Origin of the sequence: Psychrobacter sp. P11G3, from assembly GCF_001435845.1 — a bacterium.
In the GTDB taxonomy this organism is placed as follows: Bacteria; Pseudomonadota; Gammaproteobacteria; order Pseudomonadales; family Moraxellaceae; genus Psychrobacter.
Map to the genome: position 1 here is coordinate 2,945,255 of NZ_CM003596.1, position 18,387 is coordinate 2,963,641.

Consider the following 18,387-nt stretch of genomic DNA (forward strand, 5'->3'; position numbering starts at 1 on the left):
CTGTAAATATAACAATCTTTGCGCTTTATTGCACCATTTGCGCCAAAATTAGCACTAAAATCTTACCGTTATCAGGATTTAGACTGACTAATATCAATGATGCAAAACTGATAAATAACTCATAACATGAATTGTAGCGTTACTGTTGCTCAATACTGGGCAGTCGTTTATACCTGACTGCTTCCACGTTATAATGATGGTTTGTACGGCTCTTCTAAAATATAGAAGACGCGTTACTACTCTATTATAGGATTACGCCATGTTTGCTATTGCCGCCAGTACTGTCACCAGTTGGGGACTGTACGTCTTGTTGCCGATATTCATCGCTTTCTTGTTTTTTATTATGTGGGATATCTCTAAAAAGTCTGATGCTGGGCGCGCTGGTACTTTTTGGATATTCTTAGCCTTAGGCGCAGGTTCTGTTGGTTTTATCCTTAAGATAGTCATGGAAGTCGCGTTCAAAAAATGGTTAATCTAATTGGCCATTTTTATCACTATCTTTTGATATCGCTTAGGACATGAGTAGCAAAACTAAAAATGCAATATATGACTTGTGACTGCTGCGCTTTATAAGGTGTCAGTCATTTAAATCAAGGCTTTTGAATAAAAGCCCCTTAGATCAATGCCTTTTTAAATCGAAAAAGCTACTGAGCCTTAGCATCGTTTTTTATGACCTGACTCACATAGGTGGGTAGATCCCATGCCCCACCAGCAAAACCGCGACACAATCCTGTGCTCGCCTCTGCGCTCTTAACGAACGTTTTACCATTCCACGTCCATGTCGCACTATTCCAGCAGTCACCAATGCCTCGATCTTTATGAGTGGCCGAAATCTCACCATCGAAATAATCATTCCCTGCTGTCGTGATAAGCATAGGCTTGCTAGGTTTTGCATTATCAATGAGCCAATAGCCATTACTAAAATTGTAAGCGCCTAGCCAGCAAGTATGCGCGGCTAACGTATAACTGTCATCAACTGGTATAAAGTCCCAACCAAGCATCGTAGAACCATACTCTGACATTCGCTGATATGTTTCAGTTTTTGGGTTGATTAGCTCACAGTCGCCCATCACGTCCTTAGACCCTATAAGCTGCTCGGCATTAATATCAATCCACTTATCAATATTTTTCTGAAAATACGCCAGCTTTGATGGAGCAAGTGTTTTGTTGTCTTTTGCTGAATATGCAAATGCTTTTTGAATGATTGGTTTTGGCAAAGCTGCTTTAGGATGTTGACGATTTGGATTATTCTTACTGACCAATGCTATCGGCGTCCCTACTCGACCTTGCTCATCTTCTAGTTTGAGCAATACGGCTGACATTCCTTTATCGCTGATCTGCCAGTGGTTGTCGCCCACTCTAATCTCTATCTTGGTCGCTATACGAGCATGATCAAGCAGTGCTTGAGCCTGCTTGGCTGATAAGTCGTATAGTAGACTGTCTTCTTTATGGGGTTGCAGCAACCCATATTTTTTATTGTTCAGCCAAAGCTCAGCAGGCTTAAGATCATCTAGCGGCACTTCTGAGATAAACTGAATTTGCGCTTTTGGCAGAGCTACTTTTGGCAATGCTGTGAGCAATATTGAGGCAGGCTCATCTATGAGTGCTTCACTAGCGTAACCAACTGCTCGACAAGTGCGCGTATTATCACAAACCACTTGCCAGTCGTCTTGTACAAAGCCCCAGCCTTCGGATACAGTTCCATAACCTGCCATAGCAGGTAGCGATAGCAAGCTGATGGTAGCTACAATAAAAGTCTTCAATGTCTTCATAGTGCTTTCCTTATGTTAGCTACCACCATCAATGCTATTTTTTGGCAATCAAAGTCGCACGCATGGGGGCAGGATATCCTTCGACGGTCTTAGTCGAGTCATTAGGATCTAAAAAATCTGCTAACGAATGATAGGTCATCCACTCGGTTTGTCTTTGTTCCTCAGTCGAGGTGACTGCTACATCAACGCAGCGCACATCTGAAAACCCTGCTTTCTCTAACCAGCCAATTAATGCCGCCACCGATGGCAAGAAGTAGACGTTATTCATCTGAGCATAACGGTCATGCGGCACCAGTACAGTATTGGCATCACCTTCAATCACTAGCGTCTCAAGTACCAGCTCACCACCTTTGACTAACTGTCCTTTAAGCTGTTGTAAATGCTCAAACGGTGACTGGCGATGGTACAGCACTCCCATGCTAAATACAGTATCGAACAGCTGACTGTGTTCAGGTAACGCTTCAAGCGGTACAGGAATATAATGCGTCCGATAGCTACCTGTATCACTAGCGTCTGCAGCACCAACAAAGTGACGAATCGCCATAAATTGATGATAAAACAAGCATGATGGATCAATGATAATAACGGTATCCGCGCCAGCCCCTGCCATGCGCCAGCCGTGATAGCCAGAGCCACCGCCCACATCCAATACGCGGCGACCGTCCAATCTACTTAAATGCGGCGCAACGCGTTTCCATTTCCAATCACTATGCCACTCGGTATCAATCTTAATACCTGACTCATCATCGCCGATTTGACCGCCAATCTGAAATGGCCCTTTACGCCACGGCATCAACTGCTTTAATAACGCCGTTGTTTGTTTGCGCTGAGACTCATTTAGATCTGCCTCAATCGTCAATGTATCGCTGTTTAGGTCGACGTTATTGACAGCTAAGTTTGGCAAACGAGCGACTGACGCTTGGTAGGCAGGCGCGTGCGCATAGTTGGCTTTGTCTTTTATATCACCTAGCCACGTTGGTAATTGTTTGAGCCATTCATAAGCGCTCGGCTGCTGCTGTGCCAGCTCTAGTAGGGTTAGATATAATTCGCGTTCGGCGTTAATGATAGTGTCGTTGAGCATAAAAGCAGGTTACCGTATTGATTAAGAAATAACTGTGTTAAAGGTAAGGATTATTTAAACGCCACAATAGAAACAAAGTTCAAAAACTGAAACCACGTCAGATGACGCGCAAACCCAACTTGATCTAACCGTGCATGATGCTCATCTAAGGTATCAGTAATAAGAACATTTTCTAATGCATTACGCTTGCCACTGATTTCCATTTCAGTGTAGCCATTGGCACGTTTAAAATCATAATAACGCTCAACCAACCACGCATCATACTGCTCATCAAACGCATGAGTTTTTTCAGTCAGTACCAATATGCCGCCTTCGCTCAATGCCACATAAATCTTCTCTAATACTGCGACCCTATCGGCAGCTGGCAAAAACTGTAGCGTCAAGTTCAAAATCACCATATCGCACGGCTCAAGCTCAATATCGCGGATATCTGCTGTGATTACTTCGATATCGTGCTCAGGATAATTCTCACTCAGTAGCGTGGTCGCCTCGGTCGTCATCGCTGGTGATATATCAATTGCTTTAATCTGCAAGTCTTGTGGATCGAATTCACCAGCTAGCGTCATACTGGCTGCGCCCAATGAACAGCCCAAGTCATAAACACGACTAACACGCTGACCACTATCGCTCTGCTGACGATACTTGCAATGACGACGGGCAAATATGGGTAGCATAGCCAGTACCTGCCCATAACCAGGTACACTGCGACGAATCATGTCAGGGAAACAAGCCACCACTTGCTCGTCAAATGAAAAGCGTGCGGCCTTATCCAGTGGCGTAGTAAACGGTTTATCAAATAGGGTGTCATGTTTGATAGCAGGCTGGGATTGGCTCATGGGACGACTCATTTTTTAGAATAGAACTGAAATTAAGAATTACTTGGTGAATTTTGCTTGGTAGTTCGCTTGTCATTATCAGTTGATAAAGAAGCAAGATAGCAAAAGCCCATTATAACATTACTGTTTGTTACTTATCGCCTTTGGCTTGCCTGCTAAGCTGAATAAATAGTGCCAAGGGTAATGAGACGTTTGAAAGAAGCATTGAAAAACGAGAGCATCACTACCAAATATAGCGCTTAACCCATATTTATAATAATAGGAAAAAATTATGCAAACGATCGTATTAGGCGGTGGCTGCTTTTGGTGCACCGAGTCTGTATTTTTATCGGTAAAAGGTGTGCAATCTGTCGTCTCAGGCTACATGGGCGGCGATGCTGTCTCTGCCAATTATGAAGCTGTCTGTAGTGGTACGACTGGCCATGTCGAAGTTATCAAAGTCGAATTTGATGAGTCTATTGTCCCGTTAGAAGTAATCCTCGATGTCTTCTTTGCCACGCATGATCCCACCACGATGGATCGTCAAGGCAATGATGTTGGTAGTCAGTATCGTAGCGTGGTCTTTTACACCGAAGACAGTCAAAAACCGACCGTTGACCGTACCATCAATAAGTTACGCGATATGGGTGTCAATGTGGTGACGGAAGTACATCCTGCCGTTGAATTCTATCAAGCAGAAGACTCACATCAAGATTTCTTCAACAGAAATCCAGGACAAGCTTATTGCAACTTTGCAATTCCACCAAAGCTTGCCAAACTGCGTAAAGAATTTAGCAAATATATGGTTAGTTAAATGATGGCTAGCTAAATTGAATAAGACATTATTTATTCAAAAAATTTCTTAGCCTAATGTTAGATACCAGCCAAACACTTATACTATAGGTGTTTGGCTTTTTACTATTTATACATTTGACATAACCAATCAATATTATTAAAGCTAGATCTATATATAAAAACTTACAGATAGAGGACCACAGCATGAACTCTGAGTTTTGGCAAAAACGTTGGCAAGAAGGTCGCATTGGATTCAATCAATCTACGGTCAATCCCTTGCTAATTGAGCACTTTAACCGCCTAAATCTACCTGCTAGTAGCCGTGTCTTCGTTCCGCTTTGTGGCAAATCTATCGATATGGTTTGGCTAGCGACGCAAGGCTATGATGTGGCGGGCGTTGAGTTAGTCGAAACAGCCGTACAAGATTTTTTTACTGAGCAAAACATCGAACCTACCGTCTATCAACAGGCAGACAATCCAACGATGAAATACTATCAAGGTCAGTTGTCAGGACAGACCATCACTTTATGGGTCGCTGATATTTTTGCACTGACCGCTAAAGATATTGGCTCTATTGATGCAGTATATGATAAAGCGGCATTAATCGCCCTACCAGACGATATGCGTGTGAGATATAGTGAGCAAGTGCGGAAACTTAGTAGCGATACCAGTAAAGTTGATGGTGCTAACAATGAAATAACACCGCAGCTTTTACTCACGCTAAATTACGATCAGCGTAAAAAGAATGGACCACCCTTCTCTATTAATAACGAACAATTAGAGCAGTATTATAGCGCTCACTACCAAATCTATCAGCTAGCAAGCGTGCCTTCTTCTATAGGTTCTGCACCTGATATCACCGTAACAGAACAGGTTTGGCTATTGAGCAGTAAATAAAAAACTCATATAACCTTTAACAAGCTGCTAAATGGCAATGGAGAAATTGAATGAAAATGATAGTCGGTCTAATGAGTGTAATTGCTATTCTGCTAGTTGCTCTAGCAGGCCCATTGTATAAGTTTGGCGCTGTAGAATTAAGCACTGCGTTTGCAGGGTTTAAATTTGGGTTGTTTGCTGGTATCGCAGCACTGGTATTGTTGGCTATACAGCTATTGTTTAAACGCAATACAGCCAGTATTGGGAGCGCACTAGCCTCAGCCATACTTGCTGTCGCGGCAATCGCTGTCCCGCTTGGCATGATGAATACGGCCAAAAATGTACCACCTATTCACGATATTTCTACCGATTTGGTGAATCCGCCTGAGTTTGTCGCGATTGCGCCACTGCGTGCAGGTGCTCCGAATCCCGTAGCGTACGCAGGTGCAGAAGTGGCTGAACAACAACGTACAGCCTATCCTGATTTGCAGACATTGACCTATACTCAATCGAAGTCTGAACTGATCGAAGCATCCAAACAAACCATAGAAAATTTAGGGTGGGAGCTAGTCAATATTGACGCCGATAAAGGCATCATCGAAGCAACAGAGACGACTGCTTGGTTTGGTTTCAAAGATGATGTGATCATTCGTGTGATTGACAACGATAGCGAGCGCTTGGTTGATATTCGTAGTAAGTCACGAGTTGGACAGAGCGATTTGGGCAAAAATGCGGCGCGGATTCATAGCTTTATAGAAGAACTAGATAGTGTGCTAGCCAAATAAACAGTTTCTACCTTCTAAGGAATAGTCCTCGAGTTGAAATACTGTCTGATACTTTACATCTTCAGCTCCACGAAATCCTCTTCTAATCTCACGGCAGCGTCAATTTATCGTAACCATTTATAACCTTGGTACTTCGACAGCTTTTCTTTACTGTTTAGATTGGTTACTCTACGTTAATATCATTATTTGCCTTTCGATAACTATTTTAACGTTTATAGGATATTTTCATGCGTTTGACTCCTTTTTCTACTTTGTCGCTGCTTAGTGTTGCTGTCGGCATCAGCCTTGCTACCACTGCTCAAGCCGCGCAGCCGCCAGCACCTGATTTATCCAATAGTGAGTTTCAGCAGTGTCTGGACAATCTAAAAAACTCTAGCAAATTTAGCGGTGTTGATAGCTATACTTTTAATAACTATCGCCCAAGCCAGCCTGATCCTAGTGTCATTCAGTCACTGAATTATCAACCAGAGTTTCAAAAAGACGTCTGGGACTACTTATCAGCATTGGTAGACAAAGAACGTGTCGAGGACGGTATCCGAGCCAAACGTCAATGGGGCTCTACACTACGTCAAATCGAGTCACGTTATGGCGTAAAAGCTGAGCATGTGCTCGGTGTCTGGGGCGTAGAATCTAACTTTGGTCAAACGCTAGGTAAAAAACCATTATTTGAGTCTTTAGCGACATTGTCTTGTTTCGATCGTCGTCAAAGCTACTTCCAAGGTGAGTACGCCAATGCGCTAAAAATCGTGCAAAACGGTGACATTGCACCAAACGATATGACAGGCTCATGGGCAGGTGCCTTTGGACAGACGCAGTTTATGCCAAGCACCTTTTTAGAATTGGCAGTAGATTTCGATGGTGACGGTCGCCGTGATTTGGTCAATAGCGTACCTGATGCACTCGCTTCTACGGCAAACTTCTTGGACAATCGCGGCTATCGTACTGGCGAGCCTTGGGGCTATGAAGTCAAACTACCTGATGGATTTTGGGCCGCATCTAATCGTAAAGACAAAAAGTCAATAAGCCACTGGCGTGACCAAGGTCTGACGTTGGCTAATGGCAGTCCGTTACCATATGACTTGAGCAGTGCAGGCTTATTATTACCCGCTGGTATGGAAGGCCCTGCTTTCTTGGTCGGTAAAAACTTCGACACTTTCTACTCTTATAACGCATCAGAAAACTACGCACTAGCGATTGCACACTTATCAGATCTAATCACTCGCGAAGACAGCAGCAAAACAGACTTTATCACTGCGTGGCCGACAGACGATCCTGGTATCAGCCGTCAGCAGGCCAAAGACATTCAGCAAGCGTTGTTAAACGCCGGTTATGATATCGGCGGTGTAGATGGCATCATCGGAGACAATACTCGTACTGCTATCCAGCAATACCAGACTAGTCGCGGTATTTTCCCAGCTGACGGACGCGCAGGCCAGAAGTTCTATCGCGCCATCGTTGGTAATGCAGCGCCGAGTCAAACTCAATACGGCCAACCTGCAAACAGCAAACCTCTGAACACTGCACCTGCCGATCGCATGGGACAATTGATTCAGCAGCAAACGACTGCTCCTAGTAGCTACTCATCTCAGCCATCAGCGAGCTCGTCAAATTCTGGCAATACACGTTATCGCCGCGTTACTGATGCCGATGGCACTATCAAACTTGTTCGTATAGACCAAGGTTCATAGTAGCAAGATAAGTGATACTACTTAAATGCATCAAAAAAGCCACGCTAACGATAGCGTGGCTTTCTGATTTATAGATAGTTATTAGAAGAAATTATCTCATTTTCTTAAAATACGTATCTAGACAATAGGTGGTGGCTTAGGCTGACCATTGTCACCATTCCAATTTTCACGAGCTTTGTCATCTAGATCGGCAGCCGTTTTTGGCTCCCACTTACCATTTTCTTTCCAAGTCGCATCGCCCCAATCTTCATCTTCCGCTTTACTGTCTAAATCTTTGTAGGCCTTGCTAGGATCTATACCGCGGCGTTTCATATCTGCTACTTGCTCTTCTAACGTATGAAACTGATCAGCATCATGCATGGACTTTTCTAGACCATCAATCTCTCTTTTTAACTCGTCATTTTTAGCATTGCTCATCGTACGCTCTCCCTAATTATTAATATTATAGTTCTCATTCTCAAACAGCCAACGTTGTTAATACTGTTAACTGACTGACTTTATTATTACGGGTCTGAGGAAGATTCACAAGCATCGCACGTATGCTTTGTATTACAAAACGTAGTCGAGCTGCCGAAGAGGACGTTTTAAATGGCTATTATTGAACACGCTAGCGAATAATTACTAGTCTTGTTTATTCGTATTTGAGGTATGATTTTGCAGTAGGTTTTTTGCGTAGAAGGTCAGCTTCCAAAGCTCTTGTGATACCCGCGTGCCATAAGTCATCAATTGTATCCAGTTTGCACCGACTAGCTTACGTTGCAAATTATTAATATCAGCTTGAGAGATTTGGCAGCGTGAGACAGCATGAACGTTTGGCATCTCTTTTTTGATGTCTACTTCCGCTTTAGCGGTAATCAAACGATTGATGGCATTTTGCAAGCCATAGCTCGAAAAAGTAGACGGTATTCTTATGAGGGTCATAAGTATCTCGTGCCACGAGAGTGTTAGCGATCTGGTTACGTCCGTTAGATTACCGCCCTCATAAGCTTGAGCACTATATTGAATCTCAAAAAACTCTGTTAACTCAATTGGCTCACTAACCTTATCTGCTATAAAGTCTTCGTTATCAGAACTGTTTTTCTCTACCTCGGTAGTACTAGGTAATATGTCGACTAGCTTCTCATACACGACCTTTTTACTAGTCGTATTCTCTTCATCATTCGCTCTGACCCAGCCACCTACCATTTTATTATTGGCGACGGCATTATAATGAGCCTGTACCAGTAATGGCTCGATATCCTCTTCCGTATCATAGTAATGTAGCTGGTTATCTTGCTTGGTGACTAACTTAATAAACTCTTGAAGTTGTCGGCTGACGACAGCGTCTGGAGAGTGATTTTTGACCAGCACAATTAGCGGCTTAAGCTTCGCTTTGGCATTTAGATAACTCAAATGCATCTGGCTGACGCCGTTTTTTTGCACAGTCCCGTAGCTGTCGCCAACGATCATGACTGCATAATCACAAGAGTCAATACACTGGCGGCCATAAAAAGAGGCTTTAGATAACTTGCTAGAAACATCATAGGTCAGAAATGCGCGTGCCTGAAAAAATATCGCTAAGCTGTCTAGAACCAACAACTGGTCGTTGTCAGCGCATATAATATGAATATGATAGCGACGATTCGGCACAATTACCTCTAAGCGTAGGTTGTGACATAAAAAGGATAGGGTGTGAGATAGAGCACAAAAATCTTGTCTTGCTCAGCCTAGCATACTCTTAGCTTAAAAAGATGCACTCAATTTATTTTAACTGAGTCAGCGTTGCATACAGCGTATTGATATCACTAGCTTTGATAATAACTAGTGAGAGTAGTATTGCAATGCCATTTCTGTACCGAGTAAGCGCTCAACTAAAGCGCATAGTCTATCACTATATTTAGTGGCGTGAAAAGTTAATGGCGGTCTAGTAATGGTATTTTTCTTACTGGTTTTTTGTGACAGATTTTCTTGTTTTTCACTCATCAATGATGCAGACAAGTTGTTTGCAATCAATAGCTGTCTAACCCGTTCAGCAATCGCTTGACCAGAATCAATGACTTGTATTGATAACTGCTGCTGTGCAATCTCATCTAACAAGAATGTCTTAAAAAACGGATAATGTGTACATCCCAACACTAACTGATCAACACCTTCACTAGCAAATACTCGTACCTGTTGACGTAATCTTTGGGCTGTCTCGTCTTGTTCTGACATACCTGCTTCTACCCAAGGTACCAGTTGCGGATCAAAATACTTAGTGACTACTGTGTTATTAGGTTTAGCAAAATTGATGATAACATCATCTAATAAGGTGCCATTCAAAGTTGCTTTGGTTGCTAGCACCGCTACATGAGCACTCTTACTGGCTAGTACCGCAGGCTTTAATGCAGGGACAAGACCTACAATAGGTATATGTGGATAGCAGCGTCGGGCAGTATCTAGCGCATATGCTGAAGCACTGTTACACGCAATAACTATTAGCTTACAGCCTTGCTGATGTAACCACTCTACGGCTTTTAGTGTTAGTGCTTCAATATCTTCGCTATCACGATTGCCATAAGGTACATTTAGCGTATCGGCGTAATATACGTAACGCTCAGTAGGCAGCTGCTGTGCCAAATGCAAATAAACAGACAAACCGCCAACACCAGAATCAAACACTCCAATGGGCGCGCTACGGTTTTTATCGCTTACAACTGTATTACCAACATGTTTATTGACATCTATTAGATCAATAGCTTTGAGACTCTGGTCAACAGATATATTAATACACGGTCTGAGCTTTCCGACTGTCTGGTTTTTGATATCCATCTTTATGCTAATGCCATTATCATATTATTCATCAATTTCATTACCCAGTTAAATGCGCTATATATATGTTGCATGTATGGCGTTACTCTACATCGGCTCTCTATCGACTACCTTTATACGATAATAATTTTTCAACCCAATAGATAATCAAGCGCCATTATAAAATTATAGCACTCATCGGCATACAGCAATTAAGAGATAAACATAATACCTAATCAGTAGGCATCGATAATGAATAAGACTTGCCACCACTCTGTAGCTTTAATATCGTCTTGCCATTTTCTTCTGATAATGCTCCAATTTCAGTCAGGTGATAAAAAGTATTGCGGCCAATAAGCGCAGTCAATCCATTTCTAACCATCATGTAAGGGCGTACCTGCTCTGTAGACGCTAATTCCTGAGAATCTACAACATCGTCAGCGGTACTCACTTGATTTGCTTGATTCGCTTTATCACTGTTATTAGAGTCGCTTGCACTAAAATCGCTGTCATTAGAATCGCTCTTATTAGAATTATACGCCTTTAATACGATCGAATGCTCATCGTCTAAACGAACCACATCCCCTGTCGTCGTTGTAAACTCCAACCAACTCATATCATCTTCATGGACAATACCAACATCATTGATAAGAAGTGGCGCATCTTCTACTTGGATACGGATTTTCTGTACAGGGGTTTTTAGAAAGTACTCAGTATCACCATTATTTTCTTCTTTCCATAGTATTGTAGCAAACAAGCTGACCAATGACTCACGGGTCATTTGCCCGCCTTCATGCCACCACTCTCCGTTTGCCTTGATAGTCAAATCCATATCAGCAATATCTTCAGGATGCCATTTTTCAAGCGGTGGTATTGCACGCCCTTCGCGAGTGCCTTTCGTAGACTTAATATACTGGCTTAGTGCATCCAAATTATCTAAGCTATCTAGGCTAGAAGTCTTACTGGTCGGTGCTTCCGCTATTCCCTCATGACTGTCTTCAACACTATTATTATCGTTATTCATTATAAATCCCTTTATTTAGTATTCAAAGTTTGGCTTATCTATTATTACTATAAATTTTTGTTTCAGGTATGATGAGACTTTATCGTTATAACAACCTCATATTCTTAACATTACCTTAGCATCGATACTCATAAATGCGTATCGTGTTTGTAGGACTTTTCTTTTATAATGAGTAACGATTTTTTATTGAAATGGTCAAGTGGGTGTTGTATTGATGACACATCTTACGTTATGCGTTGATATCCTTAGATAAATTGGTATTAATCATAACAGGTCAATTGATGCCGCAAAGACAGTTTTATCGGGCAGCCATATGTCTGAGTGACGTTAGCGCCGCAAGTCTATTATTCAGTTGTTAAGCTAATGATGCCCTGAGATAAGCCACTAAAAGTTTAGGAGTAGGTATGCAAGAGCAAGACAATCAAACGCCAGTTATCGATGGTAATACTGTGAATGCTGACGCACCAGTAGCGACAGAGACCGCAACGCTAGATAAAGCAGAACCAGTCGTAGCGCCAGTTGCCGCGGAACCTGAAGTCGAACGCGAATCAATGGAGTTCGATGTCATCATCGTTGGTGGTGGACCTGCAGGTCTGTCTGCTGCCATTCGTTTGCGCCAGCTCGCTATTGAAGCTGGTAATGATGAGTTTATGGTTTGTGTGGTCGAAAAAGGCTCTGAGTTTGGTGCCCATACGTTGTCTGGTGCAGTCATCGAGCCACGCGCTCTAAATGAGCTAATCCCTGACTGGAAAGAAAAAGGCGCACCACTTAACGTGCCAGCGACAGAAGATCGTTTCTATTACTTGAACTCTGCCACACGCTCAACTAAAGTGCCTGACTCTTTGATTCCAGGTCCGATGCACAACGATGGCAACTATATTGTCTCGCTAGGTAATGTCGTTCGTTGGTTAGCCGTACAGGCAGAAGAGCTTGAAGTCATGATGTTCCCAGGCTTCCCTGCCGATGACATCTTATACAACGACGACGGTTCGGTCAGAGGTGTATTAACGGGTGATATGGGTGTGGCAGCCAATGGTGAAGCCAAGCCAAGCTTTGAGCCTGGTTATGAGCTCCTTGCCAAATACACTATTTTTGCCGAAGGTAGCCGTGGGCATTTAGGCAAACGCTTAATCAGCCGTTTTGATCTAGATAAAGATTCTGATCCTCAGCATTATGGTATCGGTCTAAAAGAGCTATGGGAAGTTGAGCCTGAAAAGCATGAGCAAGGTGTTGTCATGCATGGTCTTGGCTGGCCATTGACTGAAACTGGCTCTACTGGTGGCTGGTGGTTATACTTTGATGAAAACAACCAAGTAAGCTTTGGTCTTGTGGCAGATTTGTCTTACCACAACCCTTACATGTCTCCATTCGATGAAATGCAGCGCTTGAAAACGCACCCTGTTATCAAAAACGTTTTAGAAGGCGGTAAGCGCATTTCTTACGGCGCTCGTGCGTTGACCAAAGGTGGTCTAAACTCACTACCGAAGTTCACTTTCCCCGGTGGTGTGTTGGTAGGTGATGACGCTGGTTTCTTAAACCCAGCAAAGATCAAAGGCACACATACTTCTATGAAGTCAGGCATGCTCGCAGCCGAAGCGATCTTTGAGGCGTTGCAAGCTGACCGTCAGCATGATGAAGTGGTTGCTTATAGCACAATGTATAAAGAGTCATGGTTGTATCAAGATAACTATGAGTCGCGCAACTTCTCACCTGCAATTCACCGTATGGGTCTGTTCATGGGCGGCGCTTTCACCTTTATCGAGCACAACTTGTTAAAAGGTAAAATGCCATTCACTTTACATGACAATATCCCAGATTACGATCAGTTAGAGCGTGCTAACCACGCTTATCAACCTACCTATCTTAAGCCTGATGGTAAGTTGGTATTTGATAAATTGTCGTCGGTATTTATCTCTAATACCAACCATGCAGAAGATCAGCCAACGCATCTAAAACTTACTGATCCAACGGTACCTATTTCAATCAACTTACCGTTGTATGCTGAGCCTGCACGTTTATACTGCCCAGCCGGTGTATATGAAGTGGTTAAAGACGCTGAAGGTGCTAAGTTTGTTATTAATGCGCAGAACTGCGTGCATTGTAAGACCTGTGATATCAAAGACCCTTCACAGAACATCACTTGGGTAACGCCAGAAGGTGGCGGTGGTCCTAACTATCCAAACATGTAAATCAGGATAATTCTGGTTTGAGCTGATACAGTTAATATCATTAAAACTGTGCTCCAATAAAAACCGCCCTTCTCTATATAAGAGTCGGGCGGTTTTTTAATGCTTAGAACAAGCTATTTTTACCAATCAATGTTGCTTAGTCTGTCCAAGCATCACGGTTGGCTTCATCTCTGAGTTTTACAAAGTTATCAGGATCAAACTTAATTTGATCGCCTGTTTTACCCTCTTTTACCTGACGCTCATAGTCACGTAGTATTCTTAGCGCTACAGGAGACAACAGCAAGATTGCCACTAAGTTGACCAAGGCCATCAGACCCATAGATAAGTCAGCGAAGTTCCATATAGCAGGTAAACTGGCAACAGAGCCGATAAATACCATACCTAATACTAGGAAGCGGAAAACCATAATCATCACTTTGGCATTTTTGGCACCAGAGATAAATTCAAGATTTGACTCACCGTAGCTATAGTTGGCGATGATAGACGTAAATGAGAAGAAGAAAATCGCAATCGCCACGAACACCACACCTAAGTCACCCACATACTGTGATAAGGCTAGCTGGGTTAACTGAATACCTTCTTGCTCGACATTAGGGTCGACCACACCAGACAAGATAATAATCGACGCCGTCGCGGTACAAATAATAAGGGTATCCATAAATACACCTAGCATCTGCATAAAACCTTGCACTGCTGGATGATCAGGATGACTCTTTGCCGTTGCTGCAGCATTCGGTGCTGAACCCATACCTGCTTCGTTAGAAAACAAGCCACGTTTAATACCGTTAATCATTGCCTGCGCAATACCATAACCGATGACACCGCCTGCCGCCTGCTCAAAGCCAAATGCTGATTTTACAATCAACGCGATCGCTGCTGGGAATTGACTGAAGTTAGTCACGATAATAAATAGCGCTAGCAAGATGTACAAGATAGCCATCACTGGTACGATTTTACCCGCGATACGAGCTACTGAGCGCAAACCACCGAATACTACTGGCGCTACCAGTACTACCAATACCAAACCTGTCATCCACGTTGGCACACCAAAGGCTTCATTGGTCGCTTGAGCGATGGTATTGGACTGTACGCCATTGAATGCCAAACCAAAGGCCACTAACAAACATAATGAGAAAAACACGGCGAGCCAGCGTTTGCCTAGACCTTTTTCGATGTAATAAGCAGGGCCACCGCGGTACACATTATCATTATGCGGTACTTTATATGCCTGTGCTAAGGTTGACTCGATAAAGCTGGTCGACATACCAACAAGTGCCGTCATCCACATCCAGAATACAGCACCTGGTCCACCTAGATAGATGGCAATTGCCACACCTGCCAAGTTACCAGTACCAACACGCGCAGCCAGCGACGTCATCAAGGCTTCAAATGAGCTAATACCACCATCTTTGCGTCCTTGGTTGGACACGCGTAGCAACTTCCACATATGACCAAAGTGACGAAACTGAATAAAACGTGTCGCGACGGTAAAGTAAAGACCTGCACCAATTAGTAAGAACATCAGTAATCCATACCAAGGGTTGCTAGCAATCAGCCAGTCATTGTTACCCCAGATAATACCGACACCATAATTTACGATGTTATTAAACCAACCTACTATCCCTTCGTTCATATGGGCTCCTTATTCATTCTTTATACGCGTTACTTAAATTTCATATCGATATCATGTTTTGGTAGCCATGGACTATATAAGCTTCTGCGCAAAATACCTGATACCAAAAAGACACGTGCATGATATAGATATTGAGCGACATGCGACCATCACGTTTGCTTATCGACTTCATATAATTATTTTTAAAATAAATAATGCTTATGTTTTATCTTATATAGAATAGATTAAGTGATAATTTAATCGCATAAATTACACGGTTGCCGTACCGTTTCCGTAACGTCGGGTTTTTCAATGAATGATAAGCAAACTAATTTTTAGTAATTCAATTATTATTCATGCGCAGTAGTTTGCAATTATCTATATTAAACCGTGCTAATATAAATTCTATATCCGTTTAGCCTGTTTTATGGTTGTCGAAGCTATTAAGCAGTACAAGAAGCTATCAGGCAGCACAATAGGATAGCGCGTTAAAAAGATTGAAACTCTTGTCAGGAAGACGAGATTGCTAAAAAGACATTGGATAGTCCACCCTTCTGTCTTCCTCAAGAAACGTTATTTTTGCCATTCGATGGTTTAAGTCAATGCGATGCTTAAACAGTTAATTACTTTTATTTGAAGTAGAGAACTACCGAGCATTAAACGTACTATCACGCATCATCGTTTTCACTATATAAAGCAGTACCTGACTATTTTTTATACTTTTGTGGTAAGAAATAATCGCAGTTCTTTTTATATTGTTGGTATTTTTTAGGGAAGACAAAAGGAGTTGTCCTATGAAAGATCATAACGATCCATCCGGTTATTGGCGTGCCAATGTCCGTCTCATCTTAGGTAGCCTAGTAGTTTGGGCACTATGTTCTTATGGTTTTGCTATTTTATTGCGTCCTCTTTTAGCCGGCATCAAAGTCGGCGGCACTGACTTGGGCTTTTGGTTCGCTCAGCAAGGCTCTATAGGGGTGTTTATCATTTTAATTTTCTTCTACGCATGGCGTATGAATAAGTTAGATAAACAATATGGCGTAGATGAGGAATAGACCATGAGTCAGTATTTAGTTAATATTATTTTCGTAGGGCTATCTTTCGCTCTGTATTTTGGTATTGCGATTTGGGCTCGGGCTGGGACAACCAGTGAATTCTATGTGGCGGGCGGCGGTGTACATCCAGTAGTTAACGGTATGGCGACGGCTGCTGACTGGATGAGTGCAGCATCTTTTATTTCCATGGCAGGTTTGCTTGCTGCTGGCGGTTATGGCGCATCGACCTACTTGATGGGCTGGACAGGTGGTTATGTACTACTAGCCATGCTACTGGCTCCTTACTTACGTAAATTTGGCAAGTTCACGGTGCCTGACTTTATTGGAGATCGCTTTTATTCAAAAACGGCTGCAATGATTGCCGTGGTTTGTTTGATTATTGCCTCTACCACATACGTTATCGGTCAGATGACAGGTGCTGGTGTCGCATTTTCACGTTTCTTAGAAGTAGATAACAACACAGGTCTTATTATTGCGGCAGTTGTTGTATTCTTTTATGCAGTTCTTGGCGGTATGAAAGGGATTACCTACACGCAGGTTGCGCAGTATGTGGTTCTAATGATTGCTTATACCATTCCTGCTGTCTTTATCTCACTTGAATTAACCGGCAATCCAATTCCAGGTTTGGGCTTATTTTCAAACCATATCGAATCTGGCGTCCCTATCTTAACCAAGCTTGATCAAGTCGTGACCGATTTGGGATTCACAGCATATACAGCTGACGTACCTAACAAGCTAAACATGGTGCTGTTCACCTTATCACTCATGATTGGTACCGCTGGTCTACCTCACGTTATTATTCGCTTTTTCACCGTTCCTAAAGTTGCCGATGCACGTTGGACGGCTGGTTGGACGTTAGTATTTATCTCATTATTGTACTTCACAGCACCTGCTGTTGGCGCAATGGCACGTTTAAACCTTATCGATACTATCTATCCACAAGGGGTTGCAGAGCCTGCTATCGACTATGACCAACGTCCAGACTGGATGAGAACTTGGGAAGATACTGGCCTGATCAAATATACTGACCTCAATAACGATGGTCGTATCCAAATGTATAACGATAGTGGACTGGGCGCTGCAGAAGTTGCTCTAACCAATGCACAGACTGAAGGCGGTGATGTAGGCGCTGCTACGACTGCGGTTGAAACAGCACGTGCTGCACATGATCTCGAACTTGATGGCCGCTTTGCAGATGCAGGTTGGGCTGGTAACGAGCTCGACGTCAATGCTGATATCTTGGTATTGGCCAACCCAGAGATTGCACAACTGCCATCTTGGGTAATTGGTTTGATCGCTGCAGGTGGTCTAGCCGCTGCACTATCAACTGCTGCTGGCCTATTGCTCGCTATCTCGTCAGCGATTAGTCATGATTTAATCAAACGAAACCTAAATCCAAACATTACTGACAAAGGAGAGCTCAAGGTCGCACGTATTACGATGGGTATTGCGATTGTGGTTGCTACTTACTTAGGTATGAATCCACCAGGGTTTGCAGCACAGGTAGTTGCATTGGCATTTGGTATCGCTGGTGCGTCCCTCTTCCCTGCACTAATGATGGGGATCTTCTCAAAACGTATCAACAACCTTGGCGCTATCGCCGGTATGTTGACAGGTTTGATCAGTATCTTGGTTTACATCTTCGTCTTCAAAGGTTGGTTCTTTATCAGTGGTACTGCTAACTTCCCTGATACAGCGGAGTACTGGCTATTTGGTATCTCACCACTATCATTTGGTGTGATTGGTGCCCTGCTTAACTTTATCGTTGCATTCATCGTTTCTTATGCAACCAAAGCGCCACCGCTGCATATTCAAGAATTGGTTGAAAGCGTTCGCTCACCACGCGGTGCAGGCGGTGCGGTCGACCATTAATCTGACGAATGATGATATGTCTTCTGTTACTATATATCACTCACTGGCAGCCAC

Annotated in this window: 16 protein-coding genes; 8 read left to right on the top strand and 8 right to left on the bottom strand. The window is 43.0% G+C overall.

Annotated features, from left to right (window positions below; genetic code table 11):
- The first annotated feature begins 259 nt into the window (after window positions 1–259).
- Window positions 260–478 carry a DUF2788 domain-containing protein gene (locus AK824_RS11905; protein ID WP_057761830.1) on the top strand — a complete coding sequence of 73 codons (219 nt, stop codon included), beginning with the start codon at window positions 260–262 and terminating at the stop codon, window positions 476–478.
- A 166-nt stretch (window positions 479–644) separates the two neighbouring features.
- On the opposite strand, the gene AK824_RS11910 is transcribed toward AK824_RS11905, so the two are convergent.
- The 3 genes from AK824_RS11910 to cmoA are packed head-to-tail and all read right to left on the bottom strand — an operon-like array spanning window position 645 to window position 3,701.
- The gene (locus tag AK824_RS11910) at window positions 645–1,772 is read right to left on the bottom strand and encodes a DUF1176 domain-containing protein (protein WP_057761831.1); all 1,128 of its coding nucleotides are present in this window, start codon (window positions 1,770–1,772) and stop codon (window positions 645–647) included.
- 34 nt (window positions 1,773–1,806) lie between these two features.
- On the bottom strand, window positions 1,807–2,853 hold the full coding sequence (cmoB, locus tag AK824_RS11915; protein ID WP_057761833.1) for a tRNA 5-methoxyuridine(34)/uridine 5-oxyacetic acid(34) synthase CmoB: 1,047 nt from the start codon (window positions 2,851–2,853) through the stop codon (window positions 1,807–1,809).
- A 50-nt stretch (window positions 2,854–2,903) separates the two neighbouring features.
- A complete protein-coding gene (gene cmoA / locus AK824_RS11920; protein WP_057761835.1) occupies window positions 2,904–3,701 on the bottom strand; it encodes a carboxy-S-adenosyl-L-methionine synthase CmoA in 798 nt (265 codons plus the stop codon).
- Between the two features lie 259 nt (window positions 3,702–3,960).
- Here cmoA and msrA point away from each other — a divergent pair, with 259 nt between their 5' ends.
- The 4 genes from msrA (at window position 3,961) to AK824_RS11940 (ending at window position 7,812) form a co-directional block, all read left to right on the top strand.
- On the top strand, window positions 3,961–4,482 hold the full coding sequence (gene msrA, locus AK824_RS11925; protein ID WP_057761837.1) for a peptide-methionine (S)-S-oxide reductase MsrA: 522 nt from the start codon (window positions 3,961–3,963) through the stop codon (window positions 4,480–4,482).
- Window positions 4,483–4,667: 185 nt separating this feature from the next.
- Window positions 4,668–5,360, top strand: a complete 693-nt coding sequence (tmpT, locus tag AK824_RS11930) for a thiopurine S-methyltransferase (RefSeq protein ID WP_057761839.1) — start codon at window positions 4,668–4,670, stop codon at window positions 5,358–5,360.
- Between the two features lie 50 nt (window positions 5,361–5,410).
- The gene (locus AK824_RS11935; RefSeq protein ID WP_057761841.1) at window positions 5,411–6,124 is read left to right on the top strand and encodes a DUF1499 domain-containing protein; all 714 of its coding nucleotides are present in this window, start codon (window positions 5,411–5,413) and stop codon (window positions 6,122–6,124) included.
- A gap of 227 nt (window positions 6,125–6,351) precedes the next feature.
- Entirely contained in the window at window positions 6,352–7,812 is a 1,461-nt protein-coding gene (locus tag AK824_RS11940; RefSeq protein ID WP_057761843.1) for a lytic murein transglycosylase, read from the top strand.
- Between the two features lie 117 nt (window positions 7,813–7,929).
- On the opposite strand, the gene AK824_RS11945 is transcribed toward AK824_RS11940, so the two are convergent.
- From AK824_RS11945 to AK824_RS11960, 4 genes are all read right to left on the bottom strand, one after another.
- Window positions 7,930–8,229 (bottom strand): hypothetical protein, encoded by a 300-nt coding sequence (locus AK824_RS11945; protein WP_057761845.1) that lies wholly within the window; start codon window positions 8,227–8,229, stop codon window positions 7,930–7,932.
- A 204-nt stretch (window positions 8,230–8,433) separates the two neighbouring features.
- A complete protein-coding gene (locus AK824_RS11950; protein WP_057761847.1) occupies window positions 8,434–9,441 on the bottom strand; it encodes a DUF4062 domain-containing protein in 1,008 nt (335 codons plus the stop codon).
- A 171-nt stretch (window positions 9,442–9,612) separates the two neighbouring features.
- Complete coding sequence (murI, locus tag AK824_RS11955) at window positions 9,613–10,602, bottom strand: glutamate racemase (protein WP_057761850.1); 990 nt, start codon at window positions 10,600–10,602, stop codon at window positions 9,613–9,615.
- Window positions 10,603–10,813: 211 nt separating this feature from the next.
- On the bottom strand, window positions 10,814–11,605 hold the full coding sequence (locus AK824_RS11960) for a DUF1285 domain-containing protein (RefSeq protein ID WP_057761852.1): 792 nt from the start codon (window positions 11,603–11,605) through the stop codon (window positions 10,814–10,816).
- Window positions 11,606–12,156: 551 nt separating this feature from the next.
- Here AK824_RS11960 and AK824_RS11965 point away from each other — a divergent pair.
- A complete protein-coding gene (locus tag AK824_RS11965) occupies window positions 12,157–13,794 on the top strand; it encodes an electron transfer flavoprotein-ubiquinone oxidoreductase (RefSeq protein WP_057762658.1) in 1,638 nt (545 codons plus the stop codon).
- Between the two features lie 136 nt (window positions 13,795–13,930).
- On the opposite strand, the gene AK824_RS11970 is transcribed toward AK824_RS11965, so the two are convergent.
- On the bottom strand, window positions 13,931–15,427 hold the full coding sequence (locus tag AK824_RS11970; RefSeq protein ID WP_057761853.1) for an alanine/glycine:cation symporter family protein: 1,497 nt from the start codon (window positions 15,425–15,427) through the stop codon (window positions 13,931–13,933).
- Between the two features lie 773 nt (window positions 15,428–16,200).
- Here AK824_RS11970 and AK824_RS11975 point away from each other — a divergent pair.
- Both AK824_RS11975 and AK824_RS11980 read left to right on the top strand, forming a co-directional pair.
- The gene (locus tag AK824_RS11975) at window positions 16,201–16,461 is read left to right on the top strand and encodes a DUF4212 domain-containing protein (RefSeq protein ID WP_057761855.1); all 261 of its coding nucleotides are present in this window, start codon (window positions 16,201–16,203) and stop codon (window positions 16,459–16,461) included.
- Window positions 16,462–16,464: 3 nt separating this feature from the next.
- Window positions 16,465–18,333, top strand: a complete 1,869-nt coding sequence (locus AK824_RS11980) for a sodium:solute symporter family protein (RefSeq protein WP_057761858.1) — start codon at window positions 16,465–16,467, stop codon at window positions 18,331–18,333.
- Window positions 18,334–18,387 lie beyond the last annotated feature (54 nt).

Excerpts from the sequence above, each read along its gene's own strand:
- AK824_RS11905 (WP_057761830.1), top strand. The coding sequence starts at position 260 with ATGTTTGCTATTGCCGCCAGTACTGTCACCAGTTGGGGACTGTACGTC.
- AK824_RS11910 (WP_057761831.1), bottom strand. The coding sequence starts at position 1,772 with ATGAAGACATTGAAGACTTTTATTGTAGCTACCATCAGCTTGCTATCG.
- cmoB (WP_057761833.1), bottom strand. The coding sequence starts at position 2,853 with ATGCTCAACGACACTATCATTAACGCCGAACGCGAATTATATCTAACC.
- cmoA (WP_057761835.1), bottom strand. The coding sequence starts at position 3,701 with ATGAGTCGTCCCATGAGCCAATCCCAGCCTGCTATCAAACATGACACC.
- msrA (WP_057761837.1), top strand. The coding sequence starts at position 3,961 with ATGCAAACGATCGTATTAGGCGGTGGCTGCTTTTGGTGCACCGAGTCT.
- tmpT (WP_057761839.1), top strand. The coding sequence starts at position 4,668 with ATGAACTCTGAGTTTTGGCAAAAACGTTGGCAAGAAGGTCGCATTGGA.
- AK824_RS11935 (WP_057761841.1), top strand. The coding sequence starts at position 5,411 with ATGAAAATGATAGTCGGTCTAATGAGTGTAATTGCTATTCTGCTAGTT.
- AK824_RS11940 (WP_057761843.1), top strand. The coding sequence starts at position 6,352 with ATGCGTTTGACTCCTTTTTCTACTTTGTCGCTGCTTAGTGTTGCTGTC.
- AK824_RS11945 (WP_057761845.1), bottom strand. The coding sequence starts at position 8,229 with ATGAGCAATGCTAAAAATGACGAGTTAAAAAGAGAGATTGATGGTCTA.
- murI (WP_057761850.1), bottom strand. The coding sequence starts at position 10,602 with ATGGATATCAAAAACCAGACAGTCGGAAAGCTCAGACCGTGTATTAAT.
- AK824_RS11960 (WP_057761852.1), bottom strand. The coding sequence starts at position 11,605 with ATGAATAACGATAATAATAGTGTTGAAGACAGTCATGAGGGAATAGCG.
- AK824_RS11965 (WP_057762658.1), top strand. The coding sequence starts at position 12,157 with ATGGAGTTCGATGTCATCATCGTTGGTGGTGGACCTGCAGGTCTGTCT.
- AK824_RS11970 (WP_057761853.1), bottom strand. The coding sequence starts at position 15,427 with ATGAACGAAGGGATAGTAGGTTGGTTTAATAACATCGTAAATTATGGT.
- AK824_RS11975 (WP_057761855.1), top strand. The coding sequence starts at position 16,201 with ATGAAAGATCATAACGATCCATCCGGTTATTGGCGTGCCAATGTCCGT.
- AK824_RS11980 (WP_057761858.1), top strand. The coding sequence starts at position 16,465 with ATGAGTCAGTATTTAGTTAATATTATTTTCGTAGGGCTATCTTTCGCT.